Below are 14,119 nucleotides of genomic sequence, written 5' to 3' on the forward strand. Positions count from 1 at the left end.
AGTTGAGCACCTTCACCGCCCCCAAGGGCACCTACGACCTGCTGCCCCCCAGCTCCGCGACCTTCCTGGCGATCCGCGAGCGCATCGCCGCGCCCGCCCGCCGGGCCGGTTACGGCTACGTCGAGACCCCGGTCTTCGAGGACGTGAAGCTGTTCTCCCGCGGTGTCGGCGAGTCCACCGACATCGTCTCCAAGGAGATGTACACCCTCACCACCAAGGGCGGCGACGAGCTCGCGCTGCGCCCCGAGGGCACCGCCTCGGTGCTGCGCGCCGCGCTCCAGGCCAACCTCCACAAGCAGGGCAACCTGCCGGTCAAGCTCTGGTACTCGGGCTCGTACTACCGCTACGAGCGCGCCCAGAAGGGCCGCTACCGCCAGTTCTCCCAGGTCGGCGCCGAGGCGATCGGGGCCGAGGACCCGGCGCTGGACGCCGAGCTGATCATCCTGGCCGACGACGCCTTCCGCTCGCTGGGCCTGAGCGACTACTCGCTGCTGCTCAACAGCCTCGGCGACAAGCAGTGCCGCCCGGTCTACCGTGCCGCGCTGATCGACTTCCTCTCCGGCCTGGACCTGGACGAGGAGACCCGCCGCCGCGCCGAGATCAACCCGCTGCGCGTCCTCGACGACAAGCGCGAGTCGGTGCAGGCCCAGCTGGTCGGCGCCCCGATGCTGCGCGACTACCTGTGCGAGGCCTGCAAGGCGTACGACGAGAAGGTCCGCGAGCTGCTCACCGCGGCGGGCGTGGCCTTCGTGGACGACCCCAAGCTGGTGCGCGGCCTGGACTACTACACCCGCACCACCTTCGAGTTCGTGCACAACGGCCTCGGCGCCCAGTCCGCGATCGGCGGCGGCGGCCGCTACGACGGCCTGTCCGAGATGATCGGCGGCCCGGCGCTGCCGTCCGTCGGCTGGGCGCTCGGCGTGGACCGCACCTACCTCGCGCTGGAGGCCGAGGGCGTCGCCCTCGACCTGCCGGCGGCCACCTCCGTCTACGCCGTCGCGCTCGGCGAGGAGGCCAAGAACACCCTGTTCGCCAAGGTGGTCGAGCTGCGCCGGGCCGGCGTGGCCACCGACCTCGCCTTCGGCGTCAAGAGCATCAAGAACGCCATGAAGTCCGCCGACCGGTCCGGCGCCCGCTTCGCCCTGATCGCCGGGGACCGGGACCTCGCCGAGGGCGTCGTCCAGCTCAAGGACATGAGCACCGGCGAACAGACCCCCGTCGCCCTCGACGCACTCGTCACCACCCTGAAGGAGAAGCAGCTGTGATCCGCACGCACGACGCGGGCACGCTCCGCCCGGAGCACGCAGGCACCACCGTCACCCTGGCCGGCTGGGTCGCCCGCCGCCGCGACCACGGCGGCGTCGCCTTCATCGACCTGCGCGACGCCTCCGGCACCGTGCAGATCGTGGTCCGCGACCTCGACTCGGTACACGGCCTGCGCGCCGAGTACTGCGTCAAGGTCGTCGGCGACGTCCGGGTCCGCCCCGAGGGCAACGAGAACCCCGACATCCCGACCGGCGCCGTCGAGGTCGTCGTCAGCGCGATCGAGGTGCTCTCCGAGGCCGCCCCGCTGCCCTTCCCGGTCGCCGAGTACGAGCCGGGCACGGTCAACGAGGAGGTCCGGCTGCGCTACCGCTACCTGGACCTGCGCCGCGAGGGCCCGGCCAAGGGCCTGCGCCTGCGCTCCAAGGTCAACAACATCATCCGCCGGGTGATGGAGGAGAACGACTACCTCGACATCGAGACGCCGTACCTCACCCGCTCCACCCCCGAGGGCGCCCGCGACTTCCTCGTCCCGGTCCGCCTCCAGCCCGGCCACTGGTACGCCCTGCCGCAGTCGCCCCAGCTGTTCAAGCAGCTGCTGATGGTGGCCGGCATGGAGCGCTACTACCAGATCGCCCGCTGCTTCCGCGACGAGGACTTCCGCGCCGACCGGCAGCCGGAGTTCACCCAGCTGGACATCGAGGCCTCGTTCGTCGACCAGGAGGACGTCCTGGCCCTCGGCGAGAAGATCGTCGGCTCCATCTGGCGCGAGGTGCACGGGTACGAGATCCCGAACCCGCTGCCCCGGATGACCTACGCGGACGCCATGGGCCGCTACGGCTCGGACAAGCCGGACGTCCGCTTCGGCCAGGAACTCACCGACCTGACCGAGTACTTCAAGGGCACCGAGTTCCGCGTCTTCCAGGCCCCGTACGTCGGCGCCGTGGTCATGCCCGGCGGCGCCTCGCAGCCGCGCAAGCAGCTGGACGCCTGGCAGGACTGGGCCAAGGCGCGCGGCGCCAAGGGCCTGGCCTACGTGCTCATCGACGCCGAGACCGGCGAGCTGCGCGGCCCGGTCGCCAAGAACCTCTCCGCGGAGCACCTGGCCGGCCTCGCCGCCGCCGCGGGCGCCAAGAACGGCGACGCGGTCTTCTTCGCGGCCGGCAAGGAGCGCGCCTCCCAGGAGCTGCTCGGCGCCGCCCGCCTGGAGATCGGCCGCCGCTGCGAGCTGATCGACGAGTCCCAGTGGGCCTTCCTCTGGGTCGTCGACTTCCCGATGTTCGAGCCGATCGAGGACGACAAGGGCCAGTTCCAGGGCTGGCACGCGGTGCACCACCCGTTCACCGCCCCGACCGCGGAGTCGCTGGCCACCTTCGACACCGACCCGGGCTCGGCGCTCTCCAACGCCTACGACCTGGTCCTCAACGGCTCGGAGCTGGGCGGCGGTTCGATCCGTATCCACCAGCGCGACGTGCAGAAGCGGGCGTTCGACGCGATCGGCCTCTCCGAGGAGGAGGCGGCCTCGCAGTTCGGCTTCCTGCTGGACGCCTTCAACTACGGCCCGCCGCCGCACGGCGGTGTCGCCTTCGGCCTGGACCGCATCGTCACCCTGCTGGGCGGGTACGACACCATCCGGGACGTCATCGCCTTCCCGAAGACGTCCACCGGCGGCGACCCGCTGACCGGCGCCCCGACCCCGATCACCCCGGCGCAGCGCCGCGAGGCCGGCGTGGACGCCAAGCCGAAGGTCCGCGAGGACGCCAAGGGCGAGGCCCAGCCCCAGTCCTGACACCGCGTCATCCGCTAACCTGCAACGGCCCCGGACGGCTCACCCGCCGTCCGGGGCCGGTCCACAACGGTGTGTGACACAGGGAGGGTTGACTCTTGCAGGTGACCACAAGAATCGAATGTCCGGAGGACGCCCCGGCGACCAGACGCGTCCACATGGCCGCGTTCCCCGGCCCGGACGAGGCGGACCTGGTGGACGCGCTGCGCCGCGATCCCGCCTGGCTGCCCGGGCTGTCCGTGGTGGCGGTCGACGGGGCCGGGCTGGTGATCGGCCACGCGCTGCTCACCCGGCTGCTCGTCGGCGACGGCAAGGCGCTGGCGCTCGGGCCGGTCGCGGTGGCGCCCGAGTGGCAGCGCCGGGGCGTCGGCGAGCTGGTCGTCCGGGCCGCGCTGGCGGCGGCCGAGGACGCGGGCGAGAAGCTCGTGGTCGTCCTCGGCGACCCGGAGTACTATGCGCGGTTCGGCTTCGCGCCGGCCGGGCGGCACGAGGTCACCGGCCCGTTCGAGGTGCCGGAGGCGTACTTCCAGGTGCTGCCGCTGCCGTCGTACGACGGCACCCCGCGCGGGCTCTGCCGCTACCCCGAGCCCTTCGTCGCTGTCTGACCTCTCCCGGCACCTCTCCCCAGGGCCGGTCCACGAGACCGGCCCCGGTCGCCACAGCCCCCGCCGACCTGCGGAACCGGCCGTGGGCGCCTACGGTGAGTGCTGATCAGCATTCAGCCGGACGGAGGAACCGAGGGTGGCCGAGCAGCAGCGGACCGGGAAACCGGCGCGACTGGCCAGGAAGCCGTACGAGCGGGAGCTGCTGCGCCTCCAGGAGGAGCTGGTGAAGCTCCAGGAGTGGGTGCGCGTCGAGGGCGCCCGGCTGGTGGTGGTCTTCGAGGGGCGCGACGCCGCGGGCAAGGGCGGGGCGATCAAGCGGGTGACGGAGTACCTCAACCCCCGCATCGCCCGGGTCGCGGCGCTGCCCACACCGACCGAGCGGCAGAAGACCCAGTGGTACTTCCAGCGGTACGTCGAGCACCTGCCGGCCGCCGGGGAGATCGTCCTGTTCGACCGCAGCTGGTACAACCGCGCGGGCGTCGAGCGGGTGATGGGCTTCTGCACCGACGAGGAGTACTGGCAGTTCCTGCACCAGTGCCCGACCTTCGAGCGGATGCTCACCGAGTCGGGCGTCCTGCTGCGCAAGTACTGGTTCTCGGTCAGCGACACCGAGCAGCAGCGGCGCTTCCGGGACCGCCTGGAGGACCCGATGAAGCGCTGGAAGCTCTCCCCGATGGACGTCGAGTCGATCACCCGCTGGGAGGACTACTCGCGGGCCAAGGACGAGATGTTCATCCACACCGACACCCCGGAGTCGCCCTGGCACGTGGTGGAGAGCGACGACAAGCGCCGGGCCCGGATCAACATGATCGCCCACCTGCTGTCCACCGTGCCGTACCACGAGATCAGGGAGCCGCGGGTGCAGCTGCCGCCCCGCCCCGCCTCGCGCGGCTACGAGCGGCCGCCGCGGGACCTCCAGAAGTACGTCCCGGACCACGCCGCCGGGCTGGAGTAGGACGGGCCCCGCGGAGCTCTTGGCGGGCTGTCCGAGCCCTCGCATAGGCTTCCGGTGTGGACGAACCGGACCTCTTCACCGCCGCCGCCGAGGAACGCCAGACCAGGGAGCCCGGCCGGGCGCCCCTGGCCGTACGGATGCGTCCGCGCACCCTGGACGAGGTGGCCGGGCAGCGGCAGCTGCTGAAGCCCGGCTCGCCGCTGCGCCGCCTGGTCGGGAGCTCGCGCGGCCCGGCGGCGACCAGCTCGGTGATCCTCTGGGGCCCTCCCGGCACCGGCAAGACCACCCTGGCGCACGTGATCAGCCAGGCGGTCGAGGGCCGCTTCGTGGAGCTGTCCGCGATCACCGCCGGGGTCAAGGAGGTCCGGGCGGTGATCGACGGCGCCCGGCGGGCGGTCGGGATGTCCGGCCGGGAGACGGTGCTCTTCCTGGACGAGATCCACCGCTTCTCCAAGGCCCAGCAGGACTCGCTGCTGCCCGCCGTGGAGAACCGCTGGGTCACCCTGATCGCGGCGACGACGGAGAACCCGTACTTCTCGGTGATCTCCCCGCTGCTGTCCCGCTCGCTGCTGCTCACCCTGGAGTCGCTGACCGACGAGGACATCCGGGCGCTGCTGCGCCGCGCGGTGGCCGACGAGCGCGGGCTGGAGGGGGCGCTGGAGCTGACCGCGGAGGCCGAGGACCACCTGGTGCGCCTGGCCGGCGGGGACGCCCGGCGGGCGCTCACCACGCTGGAGGCGGCGGCCGGGGCGGCGCTGGAGAAGGGCGAGCCGAGCATCACGCTGGCCACCACCGAGACGGCGGTCAACCAGGCGGCGGTGCGCTACGACAAGGACGGCGACCAGCACTACGACGTGGCGAGCGCGCTGATCAAGTCGATCCGCGGCAGCGACGTGGACGCCACCCTGCACTACCTGGCCCGGATGATCGAGGCGGGGGAGGACCCGCGGTTCATCGCTCGCCGGCTGATGATCTCGGCTAGCGAGGACGTCGGCCTGGCCGACCCGACGGCCCTGCAGACGGCGGTGGCGGCGGCCCAGGCGGTGGCCCTGATCGGCTTCCCGGAGGCCCGGATCATCCTCTCCCAGGCGGCCATCGCGCTGGCCCTGGCGCCCAAGTCCAACGCCGCCTACCTGGCGATCGACGCGGCGCTGGCGGACGTCCGGCAGGGCCTGGCGGGCGCCGTCCCGTCCCACCTGCGGGACGCGCACTACGGCGGCGCGGGCAAGCTCGGCCACGGCAAGGGCTACCGCTACCCGCACGACCTGCCGGAGGGCATCGCCGCCCAGCAGTACGCGCCGGACGCGGTGCACGGCCGGGAGTACTACCAGCCGACCAGGCGCGGCGGCGAGGCGCGGTACGCGGAGGTCGTGGAGTGGACGCGCGGGCGGCTGCGCGGGGAGCGCAGGGTGGAGAAGAAGGCCGAGCAGAAGGCGGAGCAGAAGCCGCGGAAGGCGGCCGCGCCGGCCGAGGAGCAGCCCGGGGAAAAGGGCGAGTGATCCACCGGTATACTCGATCGGAGTGCCATGTCCCGGGACGGCGGCGGGGGAGACCCCACCGACCGGCCGCACCAGCGGGACACCGGCCGTAGGCCCCCTCGAGGGGCCCGCACCAGGAGCGTCGCGCACCGTTTCGGTGTCGCGGACGGGCCCGGATTCCGGGCCGGTCCGTGTGACCAGCACTTCCGTGCCCGGCTCCGGAGAGCGGCTGACCGCATCGCCTCGGCGATGGGTTGTCTCCGGGTCGCGAGATGCGACCTCCGTCAACACCTGGTGAAGCCGTATTCGTAAGCAAGGAAGGTTTGGTTCATGGCGAACCAGAAGCGTCCCAAGGTCAAGATCGCGCGTGCGCTCGGCGTGCCGCTGACCCCGAAGTCCGTCAAGTACTTCGAGGCCCGCCCGTACCCGCCCGGCCAGCACGGCCGTGGCCGCAAGCAGAACTCGGACTACAAGGTCCGTCTGCTCGAGAAGCAGCGTCTGCGCGCCCAGTACGACCTGAGCGAGAAGCAGATGGCGCGCGCGTTCGACCGCGCGAAGAAGGCCGAGGGCAAGACCGGTGAGGCGCTCGTCGCCGACCTGGAGACCCGTCTGGACTCCCTGGTCCTGCGTTCGGGCATCGCCCGCACCATCTACCAGGCCCGCCAGATGGTCGTCCACGGCCACATCGAGGTCAACGGCGGCAAGGTCAACAAGCCGTCGTTCCAGATGAAGCCGGGCTTCGTGGTCACCGTCCGCGAGCGCTCCAAGGAGAAGGTCCCCTTCCAGGTCGCCCGTGAGGGTGGCTACGCGGGTGAGGGCCAGACCCCGAAGTACCTCGAGGTCAACCTGAAGGCCCTGGCCTTCCGCCTGGACCGTGCGCCGCAGCGCAAGGAGGTCCCGGTGATCTGTGACGAGCAGCTGGTCGTCGAGTACTACTCGCGCTGACCCGGTTCCGCTCTTCGCGACACCACGAGCGAGCCCCCGCCGCCTTTCGAGGCGACGGGGGCTCGCCCCTTTTCCGCTGTTCCCGCGGTTCCTCCCGCTGCCGTCAGATGCTCTCGCCGGCCATCGCGGCGGCCAGCCGCAGGTGCGGGCGGGCCTCCTCGGCGCGGCCCTGGCGCTCCAGGGTGCGGCCGAGCATCAGCCGGGCGTAGTCCTCGGCCGGGTCGGCCTCCAGGATCCGCAGCAGCTCGGCCTCGGCGCGCCGCAGCTGGGCCGAGTGGAAGTAGCTGCGGGCCAGCAGCATCCGGACCGAGAGGTTGGTCGGCTCCTCGGCCAGGACGCCTTCGAGCATGCGGGCCGCGTCGGTGTACGCCTTGGAATCGAAGTAGAACTTCGCCATGCGGTACTCGTTGGCGGCGTTGTGGACGGCCATGGTGCTCCTTCCGAGCAGTTCCTTGCCTCCTCAAGCAATCGGCAAGTTTCAACTATTCCGCACCGCCGAGGGCGCCGGCGCGGGCGGCACCGCGCGGGGATCCGGCACCGGCTCCGCGCCCTCCGCCGCGCCCCCGCCGCCGAGCGCCCGGGCGACCGCCGCGTCCAGGTCCAGCAGGGTGCCGGCCTCGTAGCACTCCTCGTACTCCTGGGCGCTCAGCCCGGCCAGGGCCCGCTCCGCGCACTCCTGGTGCGGGCCGAAGAAGTTCCGCGAGCCCAGGAACGGGTTGCCGACCGCGCGCCAGATCCGGTGCGCGGCCCCCTGGAGCACCCGCGCCTCGCGCAGGTCGCCCGGCTCGCCCGGGCGGCTCGGCTCGGTCTCCAGCAGCGCCAGCAGGTCGATGCCCAGCACGATGCCGAGCAGGTCGCGGAAGAGGTGGTTCAGCCGCACGCACTCCCGGGCCAGCATCCGGGCGGGCTGGACGGCGCCGTCCAGCCAGTGCGAGTACGCCATCGCGTAGAGCACGTACCCGTAGGCCCACTGCTCGCCGTGCTCCTCGCACAGCTCGCGGGCCTGGCCGAACCAGAGCTCGCCGCTGTCCAGGTCGCCCTGGAACAGGTAGGCCAGGCCCAGCTCCAGCATGGCCATCACCACGTTGCTGTTGAGCTCGCCGATGGTCCGGTAGTGCCAGAGCGCCTCCTCGAACAGCTCGGCGGCCCGGTCGGGGTCGTCGCCGACCAGGGCGACGCAGCCCTGGCGGTGGACGGCGTGGGCCAGGGCCCGGTCGTCGCCGGTGTTCAGGGCCTGGCGGCGGCACTCCTCCAGCGCCGGGCGGGCGAAGCCGAGGTCGCCCTGGAGGGTGGCCGTGTAGCCGGTCACCCAGAGCGCCTTGGCCCGGGCCTCGGTGGGCTCGCGGTCCAGGGCGAGCGCCCGGTCCAGCCAGTGCCGGCCCTCGCCGAGGTGGCCGCAGCCGATCCAGTAGAACCAGAGGGTGCCGGCCAGCAGCAGGGCGATCTGCTCCTCGCCGGGCTCGGCGAGGCAGAACTCCAGCGCCGCGCGGAGGTTGCCGTGGGCCAGCTGGGTGCGCTCGGCGGTCTCCGCCTGCCGGGGGCCGAACCACTCGACCTCGCCCCAGGTGGCGACGCCCAGGTACCAGTCCCGGTGGCGGCGCAGCAGCCGCGGCTCCTCGCCTGCGGCCCGCAGCCACTGGCCGCCGTACTCGCGCAGGGTGTCCAGCAGCCGGAAGCGCACGCCGAAGGCGCTGTCCTCGCGCAGCACCACGGACTTGGCGACCAGCTCGTCGAGCAGGTCGAGCACCTCTTCGGCCTCGATGCCCTCGCCGGCGCAGACGTACTCGGCGGCCTCCAGGTCGAAACCGCCGGCGAAGACCGACAGGCGGGCCCAGAGTAAACGTTCCTGCACGGTGCAGAGCTCATGGCTCCAACCGATCGTCGTGCGCAGCGCCCGGTGCCGGGGCAGAGCCGTCCGGGAGCCGCCGGTGAGCAGCCGGAAGCGGTCGTCCAGCCGGGCGGTGACCTGCTCCACCGACAGCGCGCGCAGCCGGCCGGCGGCCAGCTCCACGGCCAGCGGGATGCCGTCCAGCCGGCGGCAGAGCAGCGCGACCGCCTCCGCGTTGTCCTCCGTCACCTCGAAGGACGGCAGCACCGCCCGGGCCCGGTCGGCGAACAGCCGCACCGCGTCCGGCAGCGCGCCCGACCGCACCGGGCCGGCGGGCGCCGGGCCGACCGGCAGCGGCGCGAGGGTCAGCAGGTGCTCGCCCGAGGCCCGCAGCGCGGTGCGGCTGGTGGTCAGCAGCCGCAGCTCTGGCAGCGCCCGCAGCAGCGCGTCGGCCAGCTCGGCGCAGGCCTCCACCAGGTGCTCGCAGCCGTCCAGCACCAGCAGCAGGCGCCGGCCGTCCAGCCGGTCGGTCAGGACGTCCAGCGGCGGACGGGCGCCGCCGTCGGTGAGCCGCAGCGCCTCCAGGACGGCGTGGCCGAGCAGCAGCCGGTCCTGCACGGGGGCCACGTCCACCAGCCAGGTGCCGTCCGGGAACGCGTCGGCCGCCCGGGCCGCCGCGCGCAGGGCCAGCCGGCTCTTGCCCACGCCGCCGGGCCCGGTGACCGTCACCAGCCGGGCCGTGGCCAGCAGGCCGGCCAGCTCGGCCAGCTCGCCCCGCCGCCCGACGAAGCCGGTCAGCTCGGCCGGCAGCCGGCCGGGCTCCGGCTCGGGCGGCCCCGCCTCGGGCTCCCCGGGCTCCGCTCTCCAGTCCCCGGCCAAGGGCTGCTCCCCGTGCTCCAGGCCGGACCGTCGCGGTCCGGACGTGCGTCGGGCCGTACGGGCGACGGCCTGCCAGGCAGAACGAGGTGACCGGCCGGTAGGTTACGCGCGCCGATCGCACACCCGACCGGATCGCCGGGGAGAGAACCCGGTCCGGAAACCGGGCGTCGGCGCGATAGGGTTCCCTCTGAAGAGCTGCAAGGCGAGGGAGCGCGCAAAGGTGTCCGTGGGAGAGCTGGCCGGATTGCTCGTCGCCGTCTTCTGGGCGGTCCTGGTCACCCTGCTCGCCGTGGTGCTGGTCCGCCTCTCCCGGGTCCTCAAGGAGGCCGCCGTCCTGGTCTCCGCCGTCACCGAGCAGGCCGTCCCGCTGCTGACCGACGCGGGCGCCGCGGTGCGCAGCGCCAACGAGCAGCTGGAGCGGGTGGACGAGATCACCGCCAACGTGCAGGACGCCGCCGCCAACGCCAACGCGCTCTCCTCCACCGTGGCCGCCACCCTGGGCGGACCGCTGGTGAAGGTCGCGGCGTTCAGCTACGGCGTGCGCAAGGCCGTCGCCCGGCAGCAGGGCGGCGTGCCGCCGACGCCCTCGCAGGCCGGCGAGCGCGAGGAGCTGGCCCGGCTGATCCGGGCCGAGGTCCGCGCCGCGACGGCGCCCAGGAACGGACTGTTCTCCCGGGTCCGGCGCGCGGTGAGGGGCTGACGGCATGGTGCGACGCATCTTCTGGATGGCGGTCGGCGCCGGCGCCACCGTCTGGGCCATGAACAAGGCCAACGAGGCCGTGCACCGGCTGACCCCGGACAGCCTCTCCGGCACCGCCGCCCGCGGCGCGCTGCACCTGGGCGACCTGGCCAAGCAGTTCGCCCAGGACGTGAAGGCCGGCATGGCCGAGCGCGAGGAGCAGCTGAAGGACGACCTCGGGCTGCACGGCACCGCCGTGGTGGAGCCCCGCGGCGACCGCCGGGTCCTGCGCGGCGAGCCGCAGTACCGAGCTATCTCGGCGGCGCCCGGTAGCCCGGCCGCCGCCCTGCCTCCGTCCCGCAGCGCCCGTACCACCCCCCAGACCACTGAAGAAACGCCCCGCCGCGCCCTGCCGCCGCGGGGCGGCACCCCGAACCGGAAGGACCACTAATGGAGTCGGCTGAGATCCGCCGCCGCTGGCTGCGCTTCTTCGAGGAGCGCGGCCACACCGTCGTTCCGTCGGCGTCCCTGGTCGCCGACGACCCCACCCTGCTGCTCGTCAACGCCGGCATGGTGCCGTTCAAGCCCTACTTCCTGGGCGAGGTCAAGCCGCAGTTCTCGCGCGCCACCAGCGTCCAGAAGTGCGTGCGCACCCTGGACATCGAGGAGGTCGGGAAGACCACCCGGCACGGCTCCTTCTTCCAGATGTGCGGCAACTTCTCCTTCGGCGACTACTTCAAGGAAGGAGCCATCAAGTTCGCCTGGGAGCTGCTCACCACTCCCGTCGCGGACGGTGGCTACGGCCTGGAGAAGGAGAAGCTCTGGATCACCGTCTACAAGGACGACGACGAGGCCGAGCAGATCTGGCGTGACGTCATCGGCGTGCCCTCGGAGCGCATCCAGCGCCTGGGCATGAAGGACAACTTCTGGTCGATGGGCGTCCCCGGCCCGTGCGGCCCGTGCTCGGAGATCAACTACGACCGCGGCCCCGCGTACGGCGAGGAGGGCGGCCCGGCCGTCAACGGCGAGCGCTACCTGGAGATCTGGAACCTGGTCTTCATGCAGTACGAGCGCGGCCACGGCGACGGCAAGGACGGTTTCGAGATCCTCGGCGACCTGCCGAGCCGGAACATCGACACCGGCCTCGGCCTGGAGCGCCTCGCCGCCATCCTGCAGGGCGTCGACAACCTCTTCGAGATCGACACCAGCCGGATGATCCTCGACCGCGCCGCCGAGCTCACCGGCCACACCTACGGCGCCGACCACAAGGCGGACGTCTCGCTGCGCGTGGTCACCGACCACATCCGCACCGCGCTGATGCTGATCGGCGACGGCGTCACCCCCGGCAACGAGGGCCGCGGCTACGTGCTGCGCCGCATCCTGCGCCGCGCCATCCGCAACATGCGCCTGCTGGGCGCCACCGGCGTGGTGGCCAAGGACCTCACCGACATCGCCATCAAGGCGATGGCCCCGCAGTACCCGGAGCTGGAGAGCGACCGCAAGCGCATCGAGACGGTCGTCGTCGGCGAGGAGGCGGCCTTCCTCCAGACCCTGAAGGCCGGCACCAACCTGCTGGACGCCGCGGTCACCGAGACCAAGCAGTCCGGCGGCGCGGTGCTCTCCGGCGACCAGGCGTTCAAGCTGCACGACACCTACGGCTTCCCGATCGACCTCACCCTGGAGATGGCCGAGGAGCAGGGCCTCCAGGTGGACGAGGCCGGCTTCCGCCGCCTGATGCAGGAGCAGCGGGACCGCGCCAAGGCCGACGCCAAGGCCAAGAAGATGGGCCACGCCGACGTCGCCGCGTACCGCGAGGTCGCCGACACGTCCGGTGCCAGCGTCTTCACCGGCTACTCGCTCACCGAGGGCGAGGCCACCGTGGTCGGCCTGCTGGTGGACGGCGTCCCGGCGCCGGCTGCCTCCGAGGGCGACGAGGTCGAGATCATCCTCGACCGCACCCCGTTCTACGCCGAGGGCGGTGGCCAGCTCGCCGACCAGGGCCGGATCCGGCTGGAGTCCGGCGCGGTGGTGGAGATCCGCGACGTGCAGCAGCCCGTCCCGGGCGTCATCGTGCACTCCGGCGGGGTGCTGTTCGGCGAGGTCGTGCTGGGCGCCTCGGCGTACGCCACGATCGACACCGAGCGCCGCCGGGCGATCGCCCGCGCCCACTCGGCCACCCACCTGACCCACCAGGCGCTGCGCGACGCGCTCGGCCCGACGGCCGCCCAGGCCGGCTCCGAGAACGCCCCCGGCCGCTTCCGCTTCGACTTCGGCTCGCCCGCCGCCGTTCCCGGCAGCGTGCTGGTCGACGTCGAGCAGAAGATCAACGACGTGCTGACCCGCGAGCTGGAGGTCACCGCCGAGGTCATGACGATGGACCAGGCCCGCAAGGCCGGCGCCATCGCGATGTTCGGCGAGAAGTACGGCGACGAGGTCCGGGTCGTCACCATCGGCGACTTCTCCAAGGAGCTGTGCGGCGGCACCCACGTCGGCAACACCGCCCAGCTGGGCCTGGTGAAGCTGCTCGGCGAGTCCTCGATCGGCTCCGGCGTGCGCCGCGTCGAGGCGCTGGTCGGCAGCGACGCCTACCGGTTCCTGGCCCGTGAGCACACCGTGGTCGCCCAGCTCACCGAGCTGGTCAAGGGCCGTCCGGAGGAGCTGCCGGAGAAGATCTCGGGCATGCTCGCCAAGCTCAAGGACGCCGAGAAGGAGATCGAGCGCTTCCGCGCCGAGAAGGTGCTGGCCGCCGCGGCGGGCCTGGCCGACTCGGCCGAGGACGTGCACGGCATCGCCGTGGTCGCCGCGCAGGTCGCCGACGGCGTGGGCGCGGACGAGCTGCGCAAGCTGGTCCTGGACGTGCGCGGCCGCCTCGGCTCGCGCCCGGCCGTGGTCGCCGCCTTCACCGTGGCGAACGACCGCCCGCTGACCGTGATCGCCACCAACGAGGACGCCCGCGGCCGCGGCATCAAGGCCGGCGAGCTGGTCCGGACCGCCGCCAAGACCCTCGGCGGCGGCGGTGGCGGCAAGGACGACGTCGCCCAGGGCGGCGGCTCCAACCCGGCCGCGGTCGGCGAGGCCATCGCCGCGGTGCTCGGCCTGGTCGCGGAGCGCGCCAGCTGATGGAGCTCGAGGAGAGGCCCTTCCGACGGGGGCGGCGGATCGCCGTCGACGTCGGGGACGCCCGGATCGGGGTCGCGTCCTGCGACCCCGACGGGGTGCTCGCCACGCCCGTGGAGACCGTCCCGGCCGGGGTGAAGTCGCAGGCCAGGATCGCCGCCATCGTCGAGGAGTACGACGCGATGGAGGTGATCGTCGGGCTGCCGCGTTCGCTCAGCGGCAAGGAGGGCCCGGCGGCGGAGAAGGTCCGGGCGTACGCGACCCGGCTGGCGAACCGGCTCTACCCGGTGCCGGTGCGGCTGGTGGACGAGCGGATGTCGACCGTCACCGCGACCCACGGGCTGCGCGCCTCGGGGGTCAAGGCGAAGAAGGGCCGCTCGGTGGTCGACCAGGCCGCCGCGGTGGTGATCCTGCAGACCGCCCTTGAGTCCGAACGGGTGAGCGGACGCCCGCCCGGTGAGAGCGTCGAGGCGGTCGGCTGACCGGTCTGATCTAACGTCCCGTTGAGGGGTCCGTGCGGACGCGGCCCCACCGGCCCCATTTAGTTGGGATACGTGTGGGTTTTGGTTGGTTTGAATTAGAAA

Annotated in this window: 12 protein-coding genes; 10 read left to right on the top strand and 2 right to left on the bottom strand. The window is 72.7% G+C overall.

Annotated features, from left to right (window positions below; translation table 11 throughout):
• Window positions 1–2: 2 nt before the first annotated feature.
• From hisS to rpsD, 6 genes are all read left to right on the top strand, one after another.
• Window positions 3–1,265, top strand: a complete 1,263-nt coding sequence (hisS, locus tag ACFRQN_RS01300; RefSeq protein WP_049651818.1) for a histidine--tRNA ligase — start codon at window positions 3–5, stop codon at window positions 1,263–1,265.
• Entirely contained in the window at window positions 1,262–3,052 is a 1,791-nt protein-coding gene (gene aspS / locus ACFRQN_RS01305) for an aspartate--tRNA ligase (protein ID WP_049651817.1), read from the top strand. Before hisS ends, aspS begins: the two co-directional genes overlap by 4 nt.
• 101 nt (window positions 3,053–3,153) lie before the next feature.
• Window positions 3,154–3,654, top strand: a complete 501-nt coding sequence (locus tag ACFRQN_RS01310) for a GNAT family N-acetyltransferase (protein WP_259316510.1) — start codon at window positions 3,154–3,156, stop codon at window positions 3,652–3,654.
• A 136-nt stretch (window positions 3,655–3,790) separates the two neighbouring features.
• Window positions 3,791–4,609 (top strand): polyphosphate kinase 2, encoded by an 819-nt coding sequence (gene ppk2 / locus ACFRQN_RS01315; protein ID WP_380737407.1) that lies wholly within the window; start codon window positions 3,791–3,793, stop codon window positions 4,607–4,609.
• Between the two features lie 56 nt (window positions 4,610–4,665).
• Window positions 4,666–6,108 (top strand): replication-associated recombination protein A, encoded by a 1,443-nt coding sequence (locus ACFRQN_RS01320; RefSeq protein ID WP_241852869.1) that lies wholly within the window; start codon window positions 4,666–4,668, stop codon window positions 6,106–6,108.
• A 309-nt stretch (window positions 6,109–6,417) separates the two neighbouring features.
• Entirely contained in the window at window positions 6,418–7,032 is a 615-nt protein-coding gene (gene rpsD / locus ACFRQN_RS01325; protein WP_030240707.1) for a 30S ribosomal protein S4, read from the top strand.
• 103 nt (window positions 7,033–7,135) lie between these two features.
• Here rpsD and ACFRQN_RS01330 read toward each other — a convergent pair whose 3' ends face one another.
• Together ACFRQN_RS01330 and ACFRQN_RS01335 are read right to left on the bottom strand one after the other, a co-directional pair.
• Window positions 7,136–7,462, bottom strand: coding sequence for a tetratricopeptide repeat protein (locus ACFRQN_RS01330; protein WP_049651814.1), 327 nt, complete (start codon window positions 7,460–7,462; stop codon window positions 7,136–7,138).
• A 48-nt stretch (window positions 7,463–7,510) separates the two neighbouring features.
• A complete protein-coding gene (locus tag ACFRQN_RS01335) occupies window positions 7,511–9,739 on the bottom strand; it encodes an ATP-binding protein (RefSeq protein WP_380737409.1) in 2,229 nt (742 codons plus the stop codon).
• 220 nt (window positions 9,740–9,959) lie between these two features.
• Here ACFRQN_RS01335 and ACFRQN_RS01340 point away from each other — a divergent pair, with 220 nt between their 5' ends.
• From ACFRQN_RS01340 to ruvX, 4 genes are read left to right on the top strand one after another with little or no spacing between them, the layout of a single operon-like run.
• Complete coding sequence (locus tag ACFRQN_RS01340) at window positions 9,960–10,439, top strand: DUF948 domain-containing protein (protein WP_380737411.1); 480 nt, start codon at window positions 9,960–9,962, stop codon at window positions 10,437–10,439.
• Between the two features lie 4 nt (window positions 10,440–10,443).
• Window positions 10,444–10,869, top strand: a complete 426-nt coding sequence (locus tag ACFRQN_RS01345; protein ID WP_053112171.1) for a DUF6167 family protein — start codon at window positions 10,444–10,446, stop codon at window positions 10,867–10,869.
• On the top strand, window positions 10,869–13,538 hold the full coding sequence (alaS, locus tag ACFRQN_RS01350) for an alanine--tRNA ligase (RefSeq protein ID WP_049653992.1): 2,670 nt from the start codon (window positions 10,869–10,871) through the stop codon (window positions 13,536–13,538). The genes ACFRQN_RS01345 and alaS overlap by 1 nt, the downstream gene beginning before the upstream one ends.
• On the top strand, window positions 13,538–14,017 hold the full coding sequence (gene ruvX, locus ACFRQN_RS01355) for a Holliday junction resolvase RuvX (protein WP_049653990.1): 480 nt from the start codon (window positions 13,538–13,540) through the stop codon (window positions 14,015–14,017). Before alaS ends, ruvX begins: the two co-directional genes overlap by 1 nt.
• Window positions 14,018–14,119 lie beyond the last annotated feature (102 nt).

The organism is Kitasatospora sp. NPDC056800, assembly GCF_042789775.1.
Classification (GTDB): domain Bacteria; phylum Actinomycetota; class Actinomycetes; order Streptomycetales; family Streptomycetaceae; genus Kitasatospora.

Excerpts from the sequence above, each read along its gene's own strand:
- ACFRQN_RS01345 (WP_053112171.1), top strand. The coding sequence starts at position 10,444 with ATGGTGCGACGCATCTTCTGGATGGCGGTCGGCGCCGGCGCCACCGTC.
- ACFRQN_RS01330 (WP_049651814.1), bottom strand. The coding sequence starts at position 7,462 with ATGGCCGTCCACAACGCCGCCAACGAGTACCGCATGGCGAAGTTCTAC.
- alaS (WP_049653992.1), top strand. The coding sequence starts at position 10,869 with ATGGAGTCGGCTGAGATCCGCCGCCGCTGGCTGCGCTTCTTCGAGGAG.
- rpsD (WP_030240707.1), top strand. The coding sequence starts at position 6,418 with ATGGCGAACCAGAAGCGTCCCAAGGTCAAGATCGCGCGTGCGCTCGGC.
- ruvX (WP_049653990.1), top strand. The coding sequence starts at position 13,538 with ATGGAGCTCGAGGAGAGGCCCTTCCGACGGGGGCGGCGGATCGCCGTC.